Origin of the sequence: Arthrobacter glacialis (genome assembly GCF_002909445.1) — a bacterium.
Lineage (GTDB): Bacteria > Actinomycetota > Actinomycetes > Actinomycetales > Micrococcaceae > Specibacter > Specibacter glacialis.
In genome coordinates this window covers 104,320-126,898 of the sequence record NZ_PPXC01000010.1, presented here as the reverse complement: position 1 = coordinate 126,898, position 22,579 = coordinate 104,320, and the positions used below count along the sequence as shown (strand labels likewise).

Annotated in this window: 19 protein-coding genes; 4 read left to right on the top strand and 15 right to left on the bottom strand. The window is 63.5% G+C overall.

What is annotated here, in order from left to right; translation table 11 throughout:
* Positions 1-22: 22 nt before the first annotated feature.
* Genes CVS27_RS13675 through CVS27_RS13655 form a run of 5 tightly spaced genes read right to left on the bottom strand, consistent with a single transcriptional unit; the run spans position 23 to position 5,637 of the window.
* Positions 23-835 (bottom strand): IclR family transcriptional regulator, encoded by an 813-nt coding sequence (locus tag CVS27_RS13675; RefSeq protein WP_103466305.1) that lies wholly within the window; start codon positions 833-835, stop codon positions 23-25.
* Positions 832-2,454 (bottom strand): beta-N-acetylhexosaminidase, encoded by a 1,623-nt coding sequence (locus tag CVS27_RS13670; protein WP_103466304.1) that lies wholly within the window; start codon positions 2,452-2,454, stop codon positions 832-834. Before CVS27_RS13670 ends, CVS27_RS13675 begins: the two co-directional genes overlap by 4 nt.
* Positions 2,455-2,466: 12 nt before the next feature.
* Positions 2,467-3,312 carry a carbohydrate ABC transporter permease gene (locus tag CVS27_RS13665; protein WP_370739515.1) on the bottom strand — a complete coding sequence of 282 codons (846 nt, stop codon included), beginning with the start codon at positions 3,310-3,312 and terminating at the stop codon, positions 2,467-2,469.
* Positions 3,313-3,359: 47 nt separating this feature from the next.
* Complete coding sequence (locus CVS27_RS13660; RefSeq protein ID WP_103466303.1) at positions 3,360-4,337, bottom strand: carbohydrate ABC transporter permease; 978 nt, start codon at positions 4,335-4,337, stop codon at positions 3,360-3,362.
* 7 nt (positions 4,338-4,344) lie between these two features.
* A complete protein-coding gene (locus tag CVS27_RS13655) occupies positions 4,345-5,637 on the bottom strand; it encodes an extracellular solute-binding protein (protein ID WP_103466302.1) in 1,293 nt (430 codons plus the stop codon).
* Between the two features lie 237 nt (positions 5,638-5,874).
* Here CVS27_RS13655 and CVS27_RS13650 point away from each other — a divergent pair, with 237 nt between their 5' ends.
* Positions 5,875-6,396, top strand: coding sequence for an 8-oxo-dGTP diphosphatase (locus CVS27_RS13650; protein ID WP_103466301.1), 522 nt, complete (start codon positions 5,875-5,877; stop codon positions 6,394-6,396).
* Between the two features lie 119 nt (positions 6,397-6,515).
* On the opposite strand, the gene CVS27_RS13645 is transcribed toward CVS27_RS13650, so the two are convergent.
* The 5 genes from CVS27_RS13645 to CVS27_RS13625 all read right to left on the bottom strand — a co-directional run bounded on the left by CVS27_RS13645 (position 6,516) and on the right by CVS27_RS13625 (position 11,310).
* Positions 6,516-6,845 (bottom strand): cupin domain-containing protein, encoded by a 330-nt coding sequence (locus tag CVS27_RS13645; RefSeq protein ID WP_103466300.1) that lies wholly within the window; start codon positions 6,843-6,845, stop codon positions 6,516-6,518.
* 173 nt (positions 6,846-7,018) lie between these two features.
* On the bottom strand, positions 7,019-8,158 hold the full coding sequence (locus CVS27_RS13640) for a bifunctional 2-methylcitrate synthase/citrate synthase (protein ID WP_103466299.1): 1,140 nt from the start codon (positions 8,156-8,158) through the stop codon (positions 7,019-7,021).
* Positions 8,159-8,191: 33 nt separating this feature from the next.
* A complete protein-coding gene (gene prpB / locus CVS27_RS13635; protein ID WP_103466298.1) occupies positions 8,192-9,121 on the bottom strand; it encodes a methylisocitrate lyase in 930 nt (309 codons plus the stop codon).
* A gap of 1 nt (position 9,122) precedes the next feature.
* The gene (locus tag CVS27_RS13630) at positions 9,123-10,643 is read right to left on the bottom strand and encodes an MmgE/PrpD family protein (RefSeq protein WP_103466297.1); all 1,521 of its coding nucleotides are present in this window, start codon (positions 10,641-10,643) and stop codon (positions 9,123-9,125) included.
* 31 nt (positions 10,644-10,674) lie between these two features.
* Positions 10,675-11,310 carry a GntR family transcriptional regulator gene (locus tag CVS27_RS13625; protein WP_103466296.1) on the bottom strand — a complete coding sequence of 212 codons (636 nt, stop codon included), beginning with the start codon at positions 11,308-11,310 and terminating at the stop codon, positions 10,675-10,677.
* A 216-nt stretch (positions 11,311-11,526) separates the two neighbouring features.
* Between CVS27_RS13625 and CVS27_RS13620 the strand changes: the two genes are divergently transcribed.
* The gene (locus tag CVS27_RS13620) at positions 11,527-13,425 is read left to right on the top strand and encodes an AMP-binding protein (protein ID WP_103466295.1); all 1,899 of its coding nucleotides are present in this window, start codon (positions 11,527-11,529) and stop codon (positions 13,423-13,425) included.
* A 157-nt stretch (positions 13,426-13,582) separates the two neighbouring features.
* On the opposite strand, the gene CVS27_RS13615 is transcribed toward CVS27_RS13620, so the two are convergent.
* The 3 genes from CVS27_RS13615 to CVS27_RS13605 form a co-directional block, all read right to left on the bottom strand.
* Positions 13,583-14,866: a dicarboxylate/amino acid:cation symporter gene (locus CVS27_RS13615; RefSeq protein WP_103466294.1), complete on the bottom strand. Its 1,284-nt coding sequence runs from the start codon at positions 14,864-14,866 to the stop codon at positions 13,583-13,585.
* Positions 14,867-15,031: 165 nt separating this feature from the next.
* A complete protein-coding gene (locus tag CVS27_RS13610; RefSeq protein ID WP_103466293.1) occupies positions 15,032-15,733 on the bottom strand; it encodes a response regulator in 702 nt (233 codons plus the stop codon).
* On the bottom strand, positions 15,730-17,484 hold the full coding sequence (locus tag CVS27_RS13605; RefSeq protein ID WP_103466292.1) for a sensor histidine kinase: 1,755 nt from the start codon (positions 17,482-17,484) through the stop codon (positions 15,730-15,732). Before CVS27_RS13605 ends, CVS27_RS13610 begins: the two co-directional genes overlap by 4 nt.
* A 126-nt stretch (positions 17,485-17,610) precedes the next feature.
* Here CVS27_RS13605 and CVS27_RS13600 point away from each other — a divergent pair, with 126 nt between their 5' ends.
* Complete coding sequence (locus CVS27_RS13600; protein ID WP_103466291.1) at positions 17,611-18,981, top strand: cation:dicarboxylate symporter family transporter; 1,371 nt, start codon at positions 17,611-17,613, stop codon at positions 18,979-18,981.
* Positions 18,982-19,076: 95 nt separating this feature from the next.
* On the opposite strand, the gene CVS27_RS13595 is transcribed toward CVS27_RS13600, so the two are convergent.
* Complete coding sequence (locus tag CVS27_RS13595; protein ID WP_103466290.1) at positions 19,077-20,753, bottom strand: DUF6297 family protein; 1,677 nt, start codon at positions 20,751-20,753, stop codon at positions 19,077-19,079.
* Positions 20,754-20,759: 6 nt separating this feature from the next.
* Positions 20,760-21,530: an ABC transporter ATP-binding protein gene (locus CVS27_RS13590; RefSeq protein WP_103466332.1), complete on the bottom strand. Its 771-nt coding sequence runs from the start codon at positions 21,528-21,530 to the stop codon at positions 20,760-20,762.
* A 167-nt stretch (positions 21,531-21,697) separates the two neighbouring features.
* Here CVS27_RS13590 and CVS27_RS13585 point away from each other — a divergent pair, with 167 nt between their 5' ends.
* Positions 21,698-22,579, top strand: coding sequence for a ParA family protein (locus CVS27_RS13585; protein WP_103466289.1), 882 nt, complete (start codon positions 21,698-21,700; stop codon positions 22,577-22,579).

Here is a 22,579-nt window from a genome sequence, read left to right as displayed (position 1 = left end):
TCACCGTGAAGCGGTGCGGGCACTACTTCAGCAGCGTTGCCGAGCGGCGCGACCCCAGCTTCACCGAGATCCGCAGTCCCACGGCAGCAGCCATGGGCCCCACCTCGCGCACCTTGGCCGGCGTCATGCGGGAGGTCAGCGAAGAAACGCTCAGCGCCGCCACCACGACGTCATCGTGGTTGAAGATTGGCGCCGCAACGCAACGCACCTCGGGCTCGTTCTCCCTGTCATCAATCGAGTAGCCGCGGCGGCGCACGGCGGCGAGTTCCTGGCGCAGTGCTGCCGGATCGGTGATGGTCTTGGCCGTGATGGGCGCCAGCGGCACGGACAGAATCGAGGACACCACCTCCTCGGAGCTGTACGCCATGATCGCCTTGCCCACGGCCGTGCAGTACGCGGGCATGGTGGCGCCCACGCGCGATGCCATGCGCACGGTGGCCTCGTCCTCCACCTTGTCCAGGTACACCACCTCATGGCCGGAGAGGACCACCAGGTGAACCGTGTTGGCAGTCTTGCGCATCAACGCGCGCAGCTCCGCATTGGCGGCGCTGCGCAGGTCCAGCGAATCCAGGTACGACTGCCCCAGCCGCAGACTGCCAAAGCCCAGACGGAACTTCCCGCTTTGCCGGTCCCGCTCAAGGAGGTTCTCATCGATGAGCGGGGTGGTCAGGCGCAGCACTGTGCTCTTGTTGATGCCCGAGCGCTTGGCCAGGTCCAGCAGGGACATGCCTTCCGGGTCGGTGGACTGTTCAGCCACGACGGACAGCAGGCTCAGCGCCTTCCGCAGGGACGACGACGAGTTCCGCTTCTCGCTGCTGTCTTCCGGTTCGCTCACTGGGCTTCGGCGGCCTGGGCTGCTGCCGCCTGCTCCGCCTCGTAGTCCCGCTTCCAACCTGCGACGCCGGGGCGCTGCTGCCAGGGGCGGGGGCCGTCCAGCGGCCGGAACTCCACGCCCATGGCGGAGAGCCGGTCCAGGTGGGCAGGGGAAAGCCGGGCGTGGAAGTCGGCGTAGTCGCGTGTGTCCGGGGTGGACCAAAAAACTTCGGCGATGGCGCTCAACCGGGGGAACGCGGCATAGTCGATGCGCCGTGCCGAGGGGAGGTGCTCGGTCCAGATGTTGGCCTGCGCCCCCAACAGCCGGCCCGGGAAGTCCTTGTCACCGGCGTCGGGCATGGGGTCAAAGTTGTACACCGCCTCAAGGGTGGTGACGAAGCCAACCGGGACGGGTTCCTCTTCAAGGGCCGACTGGCGGTGGTCCAAGTACAGTTTGTGTTCGGGGCACATGACCACATCGTAACCCTTGGCCAGGGCATCCAAGCCGCCTTCGTAGCCGCGCCATGAGGCGACCAGGGCGCCGTCGGGCAGGCCGACGTCGCCAATCTCATCCCATACGCCGGACTTGCGCCCGTTCTGGTGCAGGTGTTCGGCCAGCTGTCCCACAAACCAGCCGTGGAGGCCCGCAACGGACTCGAAGCCCAGATTGGCGGCAGCCTTGAGCGCGAACGGGCTGGCATTCCACTGGTCCAGGGGGACTTCGTCGCCGCCCAGGCTGATCCAGGGGGAGGGGAAGATGTCCATGACCTCATCGAGCACGTCCCGGTAGAACTGCACCGCATAGGCGGTGGGTTCAAGGACGTTTTCGTTAATGCCCCATCGGGTCCACACCTCCAGGGGCTTGCCAGCCAGGCCCAGCTCCGGGTAGGCGGCAATGGCTGCCTGGGAGTGGCCGGGCACATCAATTTCCGGGATGACTGTGATGTTCCGGGCGGCGGCGAACGCCACGATCTCGCGCAGGTCTTCCTGGGTGTAGAAGCCGCCGTGCGGGGTGGCGTCAAAGATGCCCGCACGCCAGGCCCCCAGGTTGGATTCCTTGCGCCAGGCGCCCACTTCGGTCAAACGCGGGTACTTCTTGATTTCCACCCTCCAGCCCTGGTCATCGGTCAGGTGCAGGTGCAGCACGTTGAGCTTGTGCGCGGCAACGACGTCGATGAAGCGCAGCACATCATTTTTGGGGATGAAGTGCCGGGCCACATCCAGCATGACCCCGCGGTAGCTGAAGCGGGGCCGGTCGGTGATGACGGCCGTGGGCAGCTCCCAGGAGGACGCCGTCGGAGCCTGGCGGTGCGCCGCCGGACCCAGCAGCTGGCGCAGTGTCTGGGCACCGTACAGGGCGCCGGCGTTGTCCGAGGCCGTGATCCGCACAGCCGTGTCGATGGTCAGCGTGTAGCCCTCGGGTTCCACGGAGGGGTCCAGGGCGAACACGATGGTGGCGGCCGGTGCGTCGGCGGACGCGGTGCCGGCCAGCTCCCATCCGGTGGCGGCACCGAGCGCGCCCACAAACCAGCGCCGGGCGGCGGCCAGTTCCGGGGATGAGGCCACAGAAGTGGAGTCGTCAAGGTGGAGGGTGGAACCTGTTGCGGTGAAGGAGCCGGGGGCGGGGAGCAAGGAATGCATGGAAGGCCTTTCTTAGCCCTTGACGGCGCCGGCCAGTCCGGAGACGAGCTTGCGCTGGACAGCGATGAAGAAGATGAGGACCGGGATGGTCATGATGACCGAGCCGGCCATGATGGCGCCCCAATCGTTCTGGTCCGGCTTGAAGAAGGTCAGCAGAGCCATGGGCAGGGTGGAGTTTTCCTGGGCCGAGATGATGAACGTCTTCGCGAACAGGAAGTCGTTCCACGTGGAAATGAAGGCAAACACCGAACATGCCACCACGCCCGGGGCCACCAGCGGAAACAGGACCGAGCGGACAAAGCGGAAGCTGCTGGCGCCGTCGAGCTTGGCGGCCTCCTCCAGCTCCAGCGGCACCGCGGCCACAAAGCCGCGCAGCATCCAGATGGCGAACGGAATGCTGAAGCCCACATGCACCAGGATCAGCGAGCCCAAGTGGTTCAGGCCGATCGCCGGCATGGTTTCGCCAAAGTTGCGGAACAAGAAGAACAACGGAATGGTCAGGGCCTCCACGGGCACCATCTGGGCCACGAGGATGATAATGAGCAGCTTGGTGCGCATCTTGAAGTTGTAGCGGGTCACGGCCACGGCGGCCAGGAACGCGAAGAGCGTGGACAGGACCACCACGCTGAGTGCCACAATGAGCGAGTTCAAGAAGTATTGGCCGAAGTTGTTCACGTTCAGGACCCGGGCGAACGAGTCAAAGGACGGGGTGAGGGTCCACGGGGTGGAGTCTCCGGCGTCGAGCGCCGTGGCCGGCTTCAGGGCCGACAGCACCATCCAGTACAGCGGGAAGGCGACGGCAACAGCTATGAGCAGGCCGATGATGTTCACGGTCCAGCCCCTGCGGGCGGGGAATATACGACGGCGGGAGGCCGGCTTGGCGGGCCCGTCCAGTTTGAGCGTTGTCACAGGACTTCACCACTCCTTTTGAGTAGTCGCAGGTAAACAAGGGTGATGACCAGCAGCAGGACCGTCATGATGACGCCCAGGGCGGAGCCAAGGCCGTACAGGCTGGCCGCGAAGGCCTGCTGGTAGCCGTACACGTTCAAGACCATGTTTTGGCCGGCAATGCCGCCGCCGCTGGTCATGATGTAGATCTGGGAGAAAATCTTGAAGTTCCAGATGATGGACTGGATGGTCACGATGATGACGATGGGGCGCAGCATGGGCAGCATGATGTTGGAGAAGATGCGCGGCATGGAGGCCCCGTCAAGGCGGGCCGCCTCAATGACTTCAGTGGGAATCGCCTGGATGCCGGCGTAGACGGTGACCATGACGAACGGGAACGAGCACCAGACAACTTCGCTGGCAACCAGGCCAAACGCCGACCACTTCTCATACGTCCAGGAATGATCCACGAATTGGCTCAGCCCAATGCCGGCCAGCATCTTGTTGATCAGGCCCTGGGTGGGATCGAACAGGAACAGCCAGACGGCGCTGCCTGTCACGGCGGGGGTTGCCCACGCGCCGAGCGAGACGGCAAAGAGCGTGTTGCGGACCCACGGGCGCAAACGGGTGGCCAGGACGGCCAGGGCGGAGCCCGTCACCAGGGTGAGAATCACGCAGGCCGAGGCGAAGATGACGGTGTTGGCGAGCACCTGCCAGAATTCCGGGTCCGCCATGAGCGTCCGGTAGTTTTCCAGTCCGATGAAGTCAAGGGGCGCGTTGCCGCTGACCTGGTCCTGGCGGTAGTCGTAGAGTGACACGTTGACCAGCTGGAACAGCGGGTAGCCCATCAGGGCGATCAGCACTATCAGGGCCGGAGCCAGGTACAGCCAGTGCTCAAACCGGCTCACCCCGCCGCGGCGCTTCGTGCGGCGCGGCGACGGGGTGGCCGGCTTCGGCTCCTGCAGGGAAGGCTTTGCGGGAAGTTGAAGGGTCATTTGGTGACTACTTTGCTTCAAAAATCTTGTTCATGGCTGCTGTGGTGTCCTTGGCTGCCGTGGGGACGTCAGCCTTGCCGGTGACAACCTGCTGGTACATGTTGGTGAACAAGCCCTTGGCGTCAACGGTTGACCAGGTCGAGGTGATCGGCACAAAGTTGGTGCCGGCGGCGATCGTGTCAATGAACGGCGCCACGTACGGGTTCTCCTCGGCGACGCTCTTTTGCACATCGGTGAAGGTGGGCAGGTTGCCCATGGCGTCGAACATGGCCAGCTGGGACTTCTTGCTGGCCAGGGCCTGGACGAACTCGTTGGACAGGGTGCTCTTCTTGGAGCTCTTGAAGACGCCCAAGTTGTTGCCGCCGGCAAAGGCCGGGGCAATGGAACCGGCCTCGACGCCGGGAACGGGCACCACGCCGAACTTGTCCTTGAATTCGCTGGCCGCGATGGCCTTGTAGTTGAAGTCGCCACCAATGGTCATCCCGGCCTTGCCCGCAATGAACTGCTGGACGCTGGCGTTGCCGCCAAATTCGGCGCAGGTCTGCGCCGGGCAGATGTCATCCTTCATCAAGTTGGTGTAGGCCGCGATCCCGGCCTGCGACTCGGGTGTGTCCAGCTTCGAGGAGAAAGTGCCGTTGGTGTCTGCCGCGATGGCGCCGCCATGGGCCCACAGGTACGGCATGGCGGAGAACTGTGCCTTGCCGCCTACGGAGATGCCCAGCATGCCGGGGTTCTTGGCGCGCACTGCACGGGCGGCCGTTTCAATCTCCGCCATGGTCTTGGGGACTTCGACGCCGGCAGCCTTGAGGATGTCGGTGCGGAAGTACAGGGCCCGGACGCCCACAAACCACGGCACGCCGTAGTTCTTGCCGTCCAGTGCGGTGGTGGCCAGCACCTTGGGGTCCAGGTCCTTGCCCTCGTCCCAGGACTTGATGCTGGAGGTGATGTCGGCGAGGCCGCCGGCTGCCACATAGCTGGCCAGGTCTGTGTTGCCGTACTCGGCCACGTCAGGGGCGCTGGAGGGGTCGTTGAAGGCGGCCTTGAACTTCTCGGCACGAGTGTCAACGGGGATGTACTGGACGTCGACTTTGACGTCCTTGTGGGTTGCTTCGAATTCCTTGATGGTTGCGTTGACCACGGCCGACTTGGGGTCCTGGTTGACTTCGGAGAAGAGCCAGACGCGCAAGGTGCCTGTCTTGTCGTCCTGCGTTGAGGCAGCGTTGTTGGATGTTGGGGGTGCGCAGCTGGTCAGGGCCAGGGCAGCCAGTGTAGCTACGGCGAGCATGCGTGAGATCTTCACGGTTCCTCCAGGGGTGTTGGTCAGGTGTGGGCGCTGGCAGAAATCGCAGCGGGCATGAGATGACATTAGGAGGGCCCGAGGAGTGGGACGAAGCACATTCCGCATAAGTTTCGCTATGCAAAATCTATATTTGTTATTTGACACGCGTCACACACTTGTGATGTGGGACCTTGTGGTGAAAATGTGTCAAATTCCTTGCTAGTGCTGGAAGGTTTGCCGGTGGCCTAGGCTGGAGTCATGACTTCCGCCCCTGTAACTCTGTGTTTCATGCTCCGTACCCATGAGGGCCGGGAGCAGGTGCTGCTGGGGCTGAAAAAGACTGGCTTCGGCGCGGGAAAAGTTGTGGGGATTGGCGGCCATGTAGAGCCGGGGGAGAGCATTGTTGCGGCGATTTGCCGTGAAGTTGCCGAGGAAACTAGCCTCGTCATTGGGGCGATGGACCTGATTCCTGCGGGCACCGTGGCCTTCGTGTTCCCGGCCAAGCCCGAATGGGACATGTTCACCACAGTGTTCTTGTGCCGGACGTTCGCCGGCGACGCCGTTGAAAGCGATGAAATTGCGCCACAATGGCACCCGGTGGGGGATTTGCCCCATGCGCACATGTGGGCAGATGCCAGCCACTGGCTCCCGGCGTTCCTGTCGGGGGAGCGTGGCCACTGGCGCGTAGTCCTCAATGACGACAATGAAACTGTTGCATCGAGCATCCACACACCGCCACTGGGTGCCGTCCCGGCAGACAGTCGGGGCATGGGCAGCTAGTTTGCTGCCGGGCCACTTGGCATTTATGCGCTTTAGCGGCTTGTGGGCGGTTCACCAACCGCCTGCAAGCCGCTAAAGCGCAGACAAGACCACCAGGCGCACAAATGCACGTTGGCCAGCTACGGTTTGGCCACGGTCAACAGGAACGTTGAATCTTCCAAGGCGTCCACGCTGTGGCGTGCCATGGGCACCACCAAATGGTCTCCCGGCGAGCCTTCCCATGTGACGCCGCCGGAAACCAGGGCTATGCGCCCGCTGAGCACCTGAATCGTGGCCTCTCCGGGATTGTCGTGCTCGTCCAGCCTGGATCCGGCTGTGAGGGCAACCACCGTTTGGCGCAAGACCCGTTCGTGCCCGCCGTACACCGTTCTGGAACTACGGCCGCTGTTCTTGGTCTTGGCGCCTCCCAAAAGTTCCCGGGCCAGTGCCGTCAGTGATGATTTTTCCACGATGCTCCTTTGAACTGATCGGAAGCTGCCGTACTTTTCCTCAGACTACCCGCAACGGGTGGTTGGCGACACAGTTGTTACCACGTGTCCCGGGAGTGGGCGGTGGACGACGACGGGAGGCCACCCCTCATGGAAAGGTGACCTCCCGCCCGTGGGCACAGGCTCAGGAAGAGTTAGGCCAGGTGGCGCTCCGGCACGCCGTTGTAGGCGCTCAGGGGGCGGATCAGTGCGTTGCTTGCCCGCTGTTCCATGATGTGGGCTGTCCAGCCGGTGATGCGGGAGGCAATGAAAATGGGTGTGAACATGTCCGTGTCAAAGCCCATCAAATGATACGTGGGCCCCGCCGGGTAGTCGAGGTTGGGCTTGATGGCCTTGGCCTCGTCCATGGCCTGTTCCAGCCCGTCGTACAGGCCCAGCATCTCGGGTCGGTCGAAGTGCGCGATCATCTTATCCAGCGCCCCCTTCATGGTGGGCACGCGGGAATCGCCGTGCTTGTAGACGCGGTGGCCGAAGCCCATGACCTTCTTCTTCGCGGCCAGGGCGTCCTCCATCCACGCCTTGGCACGGGCGGCGGCCTCCTCGCGAGACTCCTCCTTGCGGATGCCGATCTCGTCAAAGGTGTGCATGACGGCCTCGTTGGCGCCGCCGTGCAGCGGGCCCTTCAGCGCGCCGATGGCACCTGTCACGGCCGAGTGCAGGTCCGAGAGCGTCGAGGTGATGACGCGTGCAGTAAACGTCGAGGCGTTGAAGGAGTGCTCGGCGTAGAGCACCATCGACACCCGGAAGGCATCCACCACCTCCGGGGCCGCTTCCTCGCCGAAGCTCATCCACAGGAAATTCTGCGAGTAGTCCAAGTCAGCGCGGGGTTCCACCATGGATAAGGAACGACGGCGGCGCTGGTCGTAGGCAACGACGGCCGGGAACTGGGCAAAAAGCGACTTAGCCTTCTCAACCTCGGCCTCCGGGGAGGAGTCCTCGGCCAACGGGTGGTTGGCACCCAAAACGGAGACGGCCGTGCGGGCAACATCCATGGGGTGGCAGTCCAGCGGCAGCAGGTCAATCGCCGCGCGAACATTAACATCAAGCGCACGGTTGGCGCGTTCAAAGGACTCGAACGCGGCCAACTCTTCATCGGTGGGCAGTTCCCCGGTCCACAGCAGCAGTGCCACTTCCTCAAAGGACTTGCTGGCCGCCAATTCCTGCACCGGATAGCCGCGGTACAGCAGCGAGTTGGAGTCCGGGTTCACCTTGGAAACAGCGGTGTAGTCGGCCACAATGCCAGCAAGACCCTTACGAACGTCTTCGTCACTCACAGTTGGTACTCCTTCTTGAAAATGAACTGATGCCTAAAGGTTTGCGCTGTTGCTGTCGGTATCCAGGCCGGGGACCTGAAAATTAAAGATGGACGTATCAAACTGGTTATACGCCTCATAGTCAACTAATTCATAGAGCCGGGCCCGGGTCAACATCTCCGGCACCGCAGCCTTCTGGGTGCCGTCGGCGGATATCGCGTCCAAAACGCGCTCGGCCGCACCCATGGCACTGCGCAGCAGCGTGACCGGGTAGATGATCATGGCCACGCCGGCCGCGGCCAGCGCATCCCGGGTGAACAGTTCGCTCTTGCCAAACTCGGTCATGTTCGCCAACACCGGCACGTTGACCGCCTTGCACACGGCCTCAAATTCGGCCACGCTTTTCATGGCTTCGGGGAAGATGGCATCCGCTCCGGCGTCAACGAGAGCCTTGGCACGGTCAATGGCAGCATCCAGGCCTTCCACGGCGCGGATGTCGGTGCGGGCCATGATCAGGAAGTTTTCATCCCTGCGGGCATCGGCGGCGGCGGCGATACGCTTGATCGCCGTATCCAAATCCACCATGTTCTTGCCGTCGAGGTGGCCGCAACGCTTGGGGTTGAACTGGTCCTCAATGTGGCAACCGGCCAGCCCGGCATTTTCCAGCTCCTGGATGGTGCGGGCCACATTCATGGGCTCGCCAAAACCGGTGTCGGCGTCGATCAGGCACGGCAAGTCCGTCATGCGCGCAATCTGACCACCGCGGGCGGCCACCTCGGTCAGCGTGGTCATGCCAATGTCCGGCAACCCCAAATCGTTGGCGAGGACAGCGCCGGAGATGTACACGCCGTCGAACTTCTTTTCCTCAATGAGGCGCGCCGAGAGCGGGTTGAACGCGCCCGGGAACTGGACAGCAGCGCCCGGAACCAGCATGGCGCGCAGGTCACGGCGCTTCTGCTCAGGAGTTTTCTTGGAATACAGCATGTTAGAACAACCCCTTCGGTCCCTTGGCGAGATCCACGACGCCGGGAGCTGCGGTGATGTTGAGCTGGCCCAGTTCCCCGGCGGCCAGGTGGGGAAGGTTCTCTGCTGCCGCGATGAAGCGGTTGATCTCGGCTTCCTCCACCAGGCCAGCGGCCAGGGTGCGGAACTTGTTGATGTACTGCTCGCGGGCAAAGGGCCGGGCGCCGAGCGGGTGGGCGTCAGCGACGGCGATGGAGTCCGTGATGAGCGTGCCGTCATTGAGCGTGATCTCCACAGTGCCGCCGAAGGCCTTCTCGGCAATGTCCAGAGAGTGGTAGCGGCGCGTCCATTCGGCGTCCTCTTCCGTGGTGACCTTGTGCCATAGCTCCACGGTGTCGGGGCGGCCAGCGCGCTCGGGGGAGTAGGAGTCCACGTGGTGCCACGCGCCGTCCTGCAAGGCCACCGTGAAGATGTACGGGATGGAGTGGTCAAGGGTTTCCCGTGACGCGGTGGGATCGTATTTCTGCGGATCGTTGGCGCCGGAGCCGATCACGTAGTGGGTGTGGTGGCTGGTCTTGATCAGCACGCTTGCGACATTGGCCGGGTCTGTGGCCTCGGGGTGCTCGCCGTGGAGCTTGCGGGCCAAGTCGATCCAGGCCTGGGCCTGGTACTCGGCGGAGTGTTCCTTTGTATACGTGTCCATGATGGCGCGCTTGGCTTCTCCGGCGGCCGGCAGGGGGACGGTGTACTGGGCGTCGGCGCCGTCGAGCATCCAGGCGATGACGCCGTCTTCGCCCTCGTAGATCGGCACCGGTGAGGTCTGTCCGCGCATGGCACGGTCGGCAGCTTCAACGGCCATCTTGCCGGCGAAGGCGGGGGCGTGTGCCTTCCACGTGGAGATCTCGCCCTTGCGTGACTGGCGGGTGGCCGTGGTGGTGTGCAGGCCCTGGCCCACGGCCTGGAAGATGGTTTCCACCTCAAGGTTCAACAAGGTGCCAATGCCGGCGGCGGCCGACGGGCCCAGGTGGGCCACATGGTCAATCTTGTGCTTGTGCAAGCAGATGGCCTTCACCAGGTCCACCTGGATCTCGTAGCCGGTGGCAATGCCGCGGATCAGGTCAGCGCCTGAGGCTCCGGTGTGCTGGGCGACGGCCAGGATCGGCGGGATGTTATCGCCGGGGTGGGAGTACTCGGCGGCCAGGAAGGTGTCATGGTAGTCGAGTTCACGCACGGCCACGCCGTTGGCCCAGGCCGCCCACTCGGGGGAGACTTTTTCGGTGATGCCGAAGACGGAGGCGCCGGAGCCGCCGGTGGAAGGGGCGTGGGTCAGTGCCTGGGCGCGGGCGGCAACAATGGGGCCACGGTTCAGCGAGGCGATCGCCACGGACGCGTTGTCAATGACACGGTTGATGATCATCTCGGTGACCTCGGCCGTGACGGCCACGGGATCGGCGGCCACGGTGGCGATCTTGTGTGCCAGCTGGTCCTGCCGGGCCAGGTTCTCTTCGCTCTTGTAAACGCGGACGTTGTGCTCAATGGTCATGGTGTTCCTTGTCTAAGGGTGCTGTGAAAATTTAGTGTGTGGTGCTCAGTAGGTGGCGCAGGCTGTTGTCCAGGTGGACAGTGGTAGCCGCGCTGGCCACGGCGGGCTTGCCGTGGGCAATGGCCAGAGCAATCGCCGCATGTTCGCGGGCTGCATCACGGAGCCGGGTGGGGTTGTCCTTGCCCAGACGCCGCACACGGACAAGATGGACGCGCAGGTTCTTCAGCGCCTGGGTCAGGTAGTGATTGCCGACGGCGGCATCCACCGCGATGTCGAGCTCGCCGGCCAGCTGGTAATAGTCAGTGCGGGCGGGGTCCTGGGCCGTAATGAGCTCACCGGCGTTGGTGAGTTGGTGGTGCAGGGCCAAGAAGATCTCCGGATCGCAACGCTGGGCGGCCAATTCTGCTGCCCTGCATTCAAGGGCGGAGCGGAGCTCGAAGAGTTCATCCAGGTGGTCAAGGGAAATTTCGCTCACCACCATGCCACGACCGCTTTGCGGTTCGGTCAGCCCCTCAGCGGTGAGCTTGGCCAGTGCTTCGCGGATGGGGGTGCGGGATACTCCCAAGCGTTCGGAGAGTTCAACCTCTCCCAGGACGGTTCCCGGAGTGAGGTGCCAGTTGATGATGTCAGCGCGCAAGGTGACATAGGCACGTTCGCTGGCTCGCATGGACCCTCCTCGGTGAGTCAGACATCCGGACCGGGCGTGGTGGATGTGCAGTACAGAACACAATACCCGCTCAGTGTATACAAAGAACAGTCCATTTAGGCAATATTTGCAAAATATCCAGCATAAATTCATTCTGTGTATACATTGGTTCTTGTCATGGGCTGAACCGCGACTGTAGCATGGCTCACATCACATCAACGTGGATGGAGAACCACCATGGCATTGGACGCCTTAAGCTACCGGGATGAATACCAGCGCAGTATGAGCAATCCTGACGGGTTCTGGCTCCAGGCGGCGCAGGCCGTTGATTGGGTGGTGGCGCCTACTCAAGGACACAACAAGGAACAAGCGCCGCGCGGTCGTTGGTTTGCCGACGGTGAACTCAATACTTGCTACAACGCCCTGGACAGGCATGTTGAGGCGGGGCGCGGGGAGCAGCCGGCCCTGATTCACGATTCAGCCATGCAGGATACGCAGCGTGTCTACACCTTCGCCGAGCTTACCGACCTGGTGGCTCGCTTTGCCGGTGTGCTCCGGGAACAAGGGGTAGGCAAGGGCGACAGGGTACTGATCTACCTGCCCATGATTCCCGAGGCCGCCATTGCCATGCTGGCCACCGCACGCCTCGGAGCGATCCACTCGGTGGTGTTTGGCGGGTTCGCCGCCAGTGAGCTGGCCGTGCGCATCCAAGATGCCGGGCCCACAGTTGTTGTCACCACCTCAGGAGGGTTGGAGCCCAACCGACTCGTCGAGTACCTGCCCACCGTCCACGAAGCACTGGCCAAAGCCGGGGTCCCCCAGCTGCCGGTGATCATCAAGCACCGTGATGGCTTTGCAACCGATCCTTCCGCCCTCGGTCTGAATGCCATGGATTGGGACACTGCGCTCGCAGCCACCGAACCCGCCGCGCCCGTGCCGGTGAAGGCGACCGACCCGCTCTACGTGCTCTACACCTCCGGAACCACCGGGGCTCCCAAGGGTGTGGTTCGCGATAATGGGGGTCACGCCGTCGCACTTCTATGGACCATGGCCAACCACTACGATATTGGACCGGGCGATGTCTGGTGGACGGCCTCCGATGTTGGCTGGGTGGTGGGGCATTCCTACATTGTGTACGGGCCGCTGCTGGCCGGGGCCACGACCGTGATGTATGAGGGCAAGCCCGTGGGCACCCCCGACGCCGGTGCGTTTTGGCGTGTCATTGAGCAGCACAAGGTCAAGGCGCTGTTCACGGCGCCCACCGCGCTGCGGGCCATCCGCAAGATGGATCCGGAGGCTGCACTGTTGGAGAAGTACGACGTCGGCAGCCTCCAAACGCTGTTCACCGCGGGCGAGCGCTTGGACACCGGTACCTATCATTGGGCCGGCAAGGTACTCGGAGTGCCGGTCGTTGACCACTGGTGGCAGACCGAAACCGGCTGGGTCATTGTGGGCAATCCACGCGGGCTGGAGCCCCTGCCACTGAAGGCGGGCTCGCCCACGGTGCCGATGCCCGGCTTTGACCTGCGGATTGTGGACGGCATGGGCGTCGACGTAGCCACGGGGGAGGAGGGCAACATTGTGCTTGGCCTGCCGCTGCCTCCGGGCACGCTGCCCACGCTGTGGAATGACGATCAGCGCTTTATCGATTCCTATCTGAGCGCCTTTGAGGGCTTTTACGTCACGGGCGATTCCGGCTACCAGGACGAGGACGGTTACGTGTTTGTCATGGGTCGCACCGACGATGTCATCAATGTGGCCGGCCACAGGCTCTCCACCGGCGCCATCGAGCAGGTCATCGGCACGCACCCGGCCGTGGCCGAATGTGCCGTCATTGGTATTGCCGACCCGCTCAAGGGTCAAAAGGCCGTGGGTTTCGTGGTCGTTAAGTCCGGCGTTACGCTGGCACCGGAGGAGCTGCAAAAGGAGCTGGTAGCACTGGTGCGGCGCGAGATTGGGCCCGTGGCCGACTTCAAAATGGCGGTAGTGGTGGATGCCCTGCCGAAGACCCGTTCCGGAAAGATCCTGCGCAAGACCATGCGCCAAATTGCCGACGGCGACGACTATGCGGTCCCGTCCACCATCGAGGACCCCGCCGTCATTGATGCGCTCGTCCCGGTCCTGCGCCCGAGCTAGAGCCCTGAGCCAGGGCAGGGCGGTCATGAGCGGCCGGGTTCAGGCGGTGTTGTTAACCACGAAGCTCCAGACGTTGCCGATCCGTAGCGGCAACGTCTGGAGCTTCGGTGCGTTCTTAGCGCAGCCGTTGGTGAGCTGCGCGGGCACGGTTGAAGAGTTACTGGGCCAAAGTATGCGACGCTGTCTCGCTACCCTCTCCGGCTTCCACTGTTTCGTCTGCCGGATCCTGCGCCTGTGTGCCGAGCTTGCCGCGGGTGAGCTTGTTCATGATCAAGGCGATGGCACCATCGCCGGTCACGTTCGTTGCCGTACCGAAGCTGTCGAGCGCGATGTAGGCCGCGAACATGAGCCCCACCTCGACCTCGCCGAAGCCGAGCATCTGGGCGAGCAGGCCGGCGGCTGCGGCGATCGCGCCGCCGGGAACGCCCGGGGCGGCGATCATCATGACGCCAAGCATCAAGATGAACGGGAAGTACGCGCCGAACGTGACGTCACCGCCGGTGAGCAGCAGCACCGCGATCGAGAAGCAGGTGATCTTTACCATTGAACCTGACAAGTGAATCGTGGCGCACAGTGGGATGACAAAGCCCGCAACAGAATCGGAGACACCGTTCTTCTTGGTTGACGCGAGGGTTACTGGAATCGTTGCGGCCGAGGATGACGTGCCAAGCGCCGTGAAGTAGGCATCACGCATGTTCCACAGCGCCTTGAGCGGGTTGATTCCAGCCATCATGCCCGCGATCGAGTACTGCAGGAGCAAGACGACAAAGGTCAATGCAAAGGAGACGAGGGCCACGAGCAGGAACTTCGTCACGACAGTCATGGCGGAGCCGCTCGCTGAGAGGTCCATGAAGATGCCGAAGATGAACAGTGGCAGCGCGGGCACGATGATGCGCCGGATCACGGACTCGATGATCGTGCGGAACTCGATGGCTCCGCGAAAGAGCACCTTGCTGTGGAATGAGGTAACGCCGATGCCGATCACGAACGCGAGCACGAGTGCGCTCATGACGCCAATCACTGGCTCAAGGACAATCTCGGTCGCCGAGTCGCCGGCGGCACCCACGACCGTCAGGTACGGTGTGAAACCTGATCCGGATTCATCGCCAAGGGCGTCGAGGCCGCCGCCGGCCAAGGTTGAGGTGAAGACCCAGCGGCTCACGAAGTAAGCGAGCAGCCCCGCCAGGATCGTGGATCCGTAAGCGATCATGGCAGTGATCCCGAGCCACTTCCCGGCGCCTTTGCCGAGCTCAGCGATTGCGGGCGTAACGAGCCCCACGATGATCAGTGGCACGATAAAGCCCAGGAACCCCGAGAAGATTGAGTTGTACGTCAGGAATGCCCCGCCGAGCCACGCGGGGATGAACGGGCCGGTCAGAATGCCCAGGACGATAGATATGATGATCCACCCGAGCAGGGGGATCGATTTCAGCAGCTTCATTGGGGCCTCAAGATCACGGGATGGGGGGCGCACGGTAGTGCGCGAATGGATTGTGGCGCGAAACACGCCTCAGCAATACTAAGCGGTGCGGGCCATTCCCCGAAATCAGGTGCCCGTCGCCTAACTCCTTTACCGCGCGGGAGGGCGCGGCGAGCGACTCCTCTCTCAACGGAGGCGGGACCAGCTGTACTCCAACTCCGGCCGGCCGGGGGAGCCGTGCCTTGGGGCCTTGCTTGCGGATCCGGTCTCGACCAGGTGATCCAGGTAGCGCCGCGCCGTGACACGTGACATGGCCAGGCCCGCTGCGGCTTCGGTGGCTGATGCTGGCTGTTCCCGGGTTCGCAGCCAGTCCGCCACGGCGCTGAGCGTCTCGGGCAACATGCCCTTGGGCAGCGTCAACTTCCCGGTGGGGCGCAGCTGGGACAACGCCCTGTCAACGGCATCCTGCGACGTCTGCGTCCTGTCCGCCAAGACAGCGTGATAATTGCGGTAGTTCTCCAACTTTTCCCTGAACGCGGCAAAGGTAAAGGGTTTGATCAGGTATGCCGTAATGCCCAAGGCGATGGCAGAACGCACCACATGGACATCCCGCACCGCCGTGATGGCCACAACGTCTGGGACCAGTCCCAGCCCGTGGATGCGCCGCAGCAGGTCGAGCCCGTGGCCGTCGGTCAGGTTCATGTCCAACAAAATTAGCTGGATGGTGGGGGTGGCGGGGTCATTCAAGACCGCCAATGCCGCCCCCATGCCGTGCGCTGCGGCCACCACCTCAAAGCCGTCCAGCCGCCGGACATAATCTGCGTGCGCAGCCAGCGCGATGGGCTCATCGTCCACCACGAGCACTCGGATGGGGGATGGGCCGGTCATTGATTTCCTCGATTTTCAGACGTGGTTTCGAAAGGAGGGCCAAGGGGCACGACGGCGGTCATGACGGCGCCGCCGTCGTTCTCGGCCGTGATGGTGCCTCCCAGTGCGGCGGTGGCCCGGCGGATGAGGGCAATGCCATAGCCGCGCCCGCCAGGGGCCACAGACGCTTTGTCAGTGGTGCCGATGCGCCCGAGCACGTCAAGATCGGTGGTGGGCAGACCGGGGCCATTGTCCGCCACGGTGAGGGTCAGGGTGCCCTCGGCCACCAGAAGGTCAACCCAAACGGTGGGGGGTTGAGAAGCTGACTGTGCGGCGGTGCCGGATGCATCCGGGCTTTGCGCCGCCGCGTCGATGGCGTTGTCCACCAAGTTGCCCAGCAGTGTCACCAGTTCGCGGGTGTCCAAGGTGTCCGGTGGCAAGGTCCCGGAAGCTGTGAGCGCAAGCGTCACCCCGCGTTCATCGGCCTGGGCGCGCTTGCCCAGCAACAGTGCGGCGAGGAACGGCTCGTCGAAGGTGTCCACAAACTTTCCGCCAAGGTGCACATTCTCTAAATGTTCGGACGTGGCAAAGGCCAAGGCTTCACGGGGGCGGTCCAGCTCGATCAAGGAAATGATGGCGTGCAAGCGGTTTGCGTGTTCGTGCGTTTGAGAGCGCAGCGCCTCCACCAGTGTCTGGGTGCTGCTGAGGCTGCCCGCCAGGGCCGTCAATTCGGTGTGATCACGCAATGTTGCCACGGTGCCGGCCGGACTGTTGCTGCCCGGTGCCCGGGCCGGACGCTGGCTGACCACCAGCAGACGGTCGCCGGCCAGGTGGACTTCGTCGGTGGCCGTGCGCCCGCTGGCCAACAGTTCCCTCAGCGACTCGGGCAGCCCCAGTGAATCCAACGTGGGCCGCGCGGCAGCTGACCCGGTGCTGGGGGAGGCAGCGGTGCCCCTGGATGCGCCACTGCCCTTGGTTCCGGCGGTGCGCCTGGATGGGCCATTGCCCGCAGTGCCGGAACCGGGTGAGTCAATGCCCAGCAAGAGGGCGGCATGGTCGTTGTAGAGGACCATGGTCTCGCGCGTGTCCACCAGAATCAGGCCCTCGCGCACGGAATGCAGCACCGATTCGTAGTAGGCAAAAAGCTGCCCCAGTTCCTCGGGACCCCAGCCAAAGGTCACGCGTTTAAGGTACCGGCCCAGGGCCCAGGCGGCCAGCGATCCCGCCAATAATAGCGCCGCGGCCAGACCCAGCACCGCCGGGATCCGGGCTGCTACGAGCACCTGGACGTTGTTGACGGTCACGCCCGCGGCCACCATGCCGGTGACGGTCCCGGCCGCGTCCTTGATGGGCACAATGACGCGTACCGACGGGCCCAATGTGCCAGCGGTGGTCTCAAAATACGTGTTCCCCGCCTGTGCCTGGGCAATGGAACCGACGTATGGTTTGCCGATTTCCTCCGGGTTTGGGTGGGTCCAGCGGATGCCTTGCGGGTCCATGATGGTGATGAAATCCACGTGGGCATCGCGCATGACTGCCTTCGCGTAGGGCTGCAGGGTGGCCTGCGGGTTCGGTTCCGACGCGGCCGCGACCACAACCGGCGAATCCGCCATGGCGGTGGCGACCGAGAGCATGCGCTGGCGGGTCTGCTCATATGTCCGGGAGCCGGCGTCGGACACCATGACAATGGCCAGACCAGCGGTCAGGAGCACCACAAAGAGCAGGTTGGCAACGAAGAGCCTGCGGGCAATACTCCAGCCTCGCCAAAACATGTTTCACCTTTCGTGCGACCAATATGAACACAACGGTGAGATAAGTCACGTTCCCGGGCAATCTTGTGTGAGGCGGATCGCACGCCCACCCACCAATGCTAATCACCAGTATCACAAGGAGTCACCATGAGCTCTCAAGGACGAGGGACCGCCACAGCCACCAAGGCTACGCGCCGCAGGATGGACAAAACCCATTGGCTGTATATCGCAGTCATCGCGGCGGTGGTTTTCGGTGCGGCGATCGGCTTGCTGGCCCCCGAACTCGGCAAGGCCCTCAAGCCGTTGGGGACCATGTTCATCTCGCTGATCAAGATGGTCATTGCGCCCATCATTTTTTGCACCCTGGTGATTGGTGTTGGCTCCATTGCCAAGGCCGCAACAGTGGGCAAGGTGGGCGGCTTGGCGCTGCTGTACTTCATGACCATGTCCACCGTTGCGCTGGGCATCGGCCTGGTGGTGGGCAACATCATCCACCCCGGCGCCGGCCTGCACCTGAAGCCTTACGAAGCTTCCGGCGGTGCCGAGGAGAACTCCACGGTGAAGTTCCTGATGGAGATGATCCCGGGTGACATCCCCGTGCTGCCCACCCTGGTGCTGGCGCTCATGGTCGGTTTCGCCGTGCAGTCCCTCGGAAAGTCCGGGGAACCGGTGCTCAACGCCGTCAAGCACATCCAAAAAGTGGTGTTCAAGCTGATGACCATGATCATGTGGCTTGCCCCGATAGGCGCCTTTGGTGCCATTGCCGCCGTGGTTGGCGCCACCGGCTGGGCCGCCATTGGCTCCATGGCCATCCTCATGGGCGCGTTCTACCTGACCTGTGCCCTGTTCATCGTGGTCATCCTTGGCAGCCTGTTGCGTCTCGTCACCGGTCTGAACATCTTCGCCTTGATGCGCTACCTGGCCCGCGAGTACCTGCTGATCTTCGCCACATCCTCCTCCGAATCAGCCCTGCCGCGCCTGATGGCCAAGATGGAGCATGCAGGAGTGTCCAAGCCGGTGGTTGGCATCACCGTTCCCACCGGCTACTCCTTCAACCTTGACGGCACGGCCATCTACCTGACCATGAGCGCCCTGTTCATCTCCACCGCCATGGGCCTGCCCATGAACCTCGGCGAGCAGATCGGCCTGCTGGTCTTCATGGTCATCGCCTCCAAGGGTGCTGCCGGTGTGACCGGTGCAGGGTTGGCCACACTTGCCGCCGGCCTAGCCGCCCACAAGCCGGTCCTGCTCGACGGCATGGGAGTGATTGTCGGCATCGACAAGTTCATGTCCGAGTGCCGCGCCCTCACCAACTTCACTGGAAACGCCGTCGCCACCTTGCTGATCGGCAAGTGGACCAAGGAGATTGACATGGACAAGGCCCGTGAAGTGCTCTCCGGCCGGGACCCCTTTGATGAGATGTCCCTGGATGAAGACGGCCACGGCACCGGGCACGACGGCGGCCCGTCCGTTACGTTGCCAGCTCCCAGTGAAGAGCGGGTCCCGGCCCGCGTGTAGCTGCCGTAGCCGCACAGCGAACGTACAGCAGGTGACAATGTTTGGCGCAAACATTGTCACCTGCTGTACGTTCGCTGTGGTTTCGCGGGGGAGATTTACTTCGCAGCTGCTGTCGCTGCTGGTGTGCCAAATAATCCGCCATCCTTGGCTGATTTGGGTTTGCGCACGTGCGTTCCCCACAAGAAGGCCAGGTAGGAGAGTGTCAGCTGGGCCGGGAACGCTACGGCGGGCACGCCGCCGGAGATCAGGCAGATCAGGACCGGCAGCAACACAATGAGGGTCAGGTCCGGGCCGGACAAAAAGGACCGGATGGCACCGGTGGGGATGGGGCCCGTGGGGGAGGCGACGGCGGGCATGTTCCAGTCAGGTGCAGGCCTGAAGGCGGCCCGCAAGGTGGCGGCCCCCAGCCCCGGACCCGCAAAGATGGCCAAAATGAGCAGGGCCGGTGAACCCACTCCCAGGGCCAGCAACAAGCCAAGGCACACTGCAGCCCAGATCGTCATGGCCACGGCAGGAAGCACATAGTGCACCCGGCGCACCACCTTCGCCGGCAGGGGCATGAGCGCGTCGACAGCCGGATTGCCCGCGGCAAAACGAGCGGTTGCGCCAAGGGCTGTGGCAGCAAAGTAGGCGCACAGGAAAAGCACCACGGCTATCAAGATGGCATTGCCCAGAAACTCAACGGCAGCCAGTGACGCGGGGACGGCGGCGAGCACCAGTACGCGCAGCAGGGTGCTGGGGGAGCGCAGGGCCATGGTTGCATGGGTGCTTAGCAACGTCTTGACGCTGCGTGAGGTGGCGGAGCCTTTCTTGAAAACCATGGGGAGTCGCAGCTTGCTGCGGCCCACGGCAGGGCCCGTGCTCAGGGAGCGTGAGAGCTCAGTGGCATCCATGGACAGCAGGGAACTGGCAGCGTAGGCGCCGGCGGCCGCACTGGCCTTGAGCTGCGCTGTGGTGATGCGCTCAAGGTTCACATACACCAGGGTCAGCAGCCCCAGCGCAAGAGCCACCAATAGCAGCGGCCAGCGTGCGCCGTCGGCCACCAAGAGCGGCCAGCTGGTGGGCAGGTACTCCATCCAGGCAGTCTGGGTGGCTGTCACCGCACCGGAACCGGCCACATTGTTGTACAGTGCCGTGGCCACCAAGGTCAGTGGCGCCACCAGGGTGACTGCCCCCATGACGGTCTTGAGCCAGGCGCCGGAATTGGTGATTTGACACCACCCCGCCACACCATGGAGAAGCCAGGCCAGGCCCACGCCGCACAGTGCCGCCAGGGCGATGTTGCCGGCAGCCGGATGGTCCGCCATGCCCAGAGCCAACGGCACCACCACCAAGATGGCGGCAATGGTTGGCCACAGCAGCGATTTTAGAAAGCCTGGCTGGATGAAACCCCTGCGCCGGACAGGCAGCCCCAGCCACCACGCGGTCTGCGGCAAGGTCATGGCCACCGGACCCATGGTCATCTCAACGCTCAGCAACGCAGCAGCCAGGGCCAGCAGCACAGTGGCGCTCGCCTGCAGCAGCGCCACCGAGTGGAAGCCCGGCGCAACGGCTGTTACCGCCAATGCCGATTCGGTGCCCACACCCAGGCTGTGGCGCAGGGCAACAATGAGCGCCCCGGCCATGGCCAGCAGTGTCAAGCCGCCCAGAATGGAGGTGTACACCTCGGAGATGAGCTCCATCAGCCCGCCCTGGGTGCGGCTCAGCCCGGCCCTGAAGGTGTACTGCCGGATTTCCCTGGCACTGAAGCGCTCACGTGTTTGTATGCTCATGGGTGGCTACTCCGCGTACGGGTTCTCGGAGGCGATGGCCGCAGCCGCACGCTGGGGCGTCATGACATGAATGGTGTCGGCAACAAACAGGGCTTTGGTGGCCACCGTGGTGAGGAAGTCCGGATCGTGGGTGACCACCAGCAAAGCCAGGCCGGCATCCACCTCGGCCCGCAGCCTGGTGGCCAGCTTGTGCCGCATGGCCGTGTCCAGGCGCTGCTCGGGCTCGTCCAGAACCAGCAGGGAGCGGGGCCGCACAAAGGCCGATGCCAGCAGCATGCGCCGGCGCTGCCCAGAGGAGAGGTTGTACGGCCGCGACTTAGCCTGCTCCGAGAGGCCAAAGAACTCCAACTCGGCGGCGATGACGTCCTCGACATCCTCCACCCCGTGCCCGGCGGAAACAATGGCAAGATGCTCCTCCACCGTGAGGGCGGGGAAGAAGGCATCGTCATCAAACACCACGGCCACTTCACGGCGGAAGTCCAAGGTTCTGTCATCCACCTCGGCGCCGTTGATAAGGGTTGTGCCGGAGAGGGGCTCCAGCTGGCCCACCACGGTCTTGACAACAGTCGATTTGCCCGCGCCATTGGGGCCAACCAAGGCAAGGGACTGGTGCGAGTGGACACTGAAGCTGACCACACCACAGACAGGATTGCCGCTGTAGCCGGCCTGCAGCTTCTCTGCCCGCACCACATCCTTGCGCTGGGCGGGGGTGGAAGGGCTGGCGGCAGAGGAGGGGAGGCGGGGACCGCCGGGGGAGGAATCGGATACTTTGCTCATCACTTCGAAGTATAGGCTGGCACCCCCACCACCAACATTCAGCTTCAACTTGAGGGTCAAGGCTCAAAACCCAACCGGGCTAAATGTTCCAAACATGCCCGCCCAACCCGGTAACCTAGTCACTGGAAGTGATGTAAGGGCAAAGCAGCGAAAGTGTGGACTGACAGGTGAGCAACGAGCAGGGTGCAACGGCACTCGTGGGCGAGGACGTTCTGGGCCCAACCGGACGACCCTTGACGGAATTCCCCGAGCCCCCGGTTCTTACCTCCCATGGCCCGGCACGCATTATTGCCATGGTCAACCAAAAAGGCGGCGTGGGAAAAACGACGTCGACCATCAACCTTGGTGCCGCCCTCGCAGAAGCAGGCCGCAAGGTCCTCCTGGTGGACTTTGACCCGCAGGGCGCGCTGTCTGCCGGCTTGGGCACCAACCCCCACGAGCTCGACATCACCGTGTACAACGTCTTGATGGACCGGAAGGTGGACATTCGTGACGCCATCATCCACACGGACGTTGAGAACATTGACATTCTCCCCGCCAACATTGACCTCTCCGCCGCCGAGGTTCAGCTGGTCAACGAGGTTGCCCGCGAACAGGTCCTGGCCAGTGCCCTGCGCAAGGTTGAGGACGACTACGACGTTGTCCTGATCGACTGCCAGCCCTCCCTTGGCCTGCTGACGGTCAATGCGCTGACTGCCGCGCACGGCGTGATCATTCCGCTGATCTGTGAATTCTTCGCCCTGCGCGCCGTGGCTTTGCTGGTGGAAACCATTGACAAGGTGCAGGACCGCTTGAACCCCGGCCTGCAGGTTGATGGCGTCCTGGCCACCATGTACGACGCGCGGACCCTGCATGGGCGTGAAGTGCTGGCCCGCCTGGTGGAAGCGTTTGGCGACAAGGTGTTTGAAACGGTCATCAAGCGCACCATCAAGTTTGCCGACGCCTCCGTTGCTGCAGAGCCCATCACCTCCTACGCCGCCAACCATCAGGGCGCCGACTCCTACCGCCGGCTGGCCAAGGAACTGATCGCCCGGGGCGGCTCGCCCTAA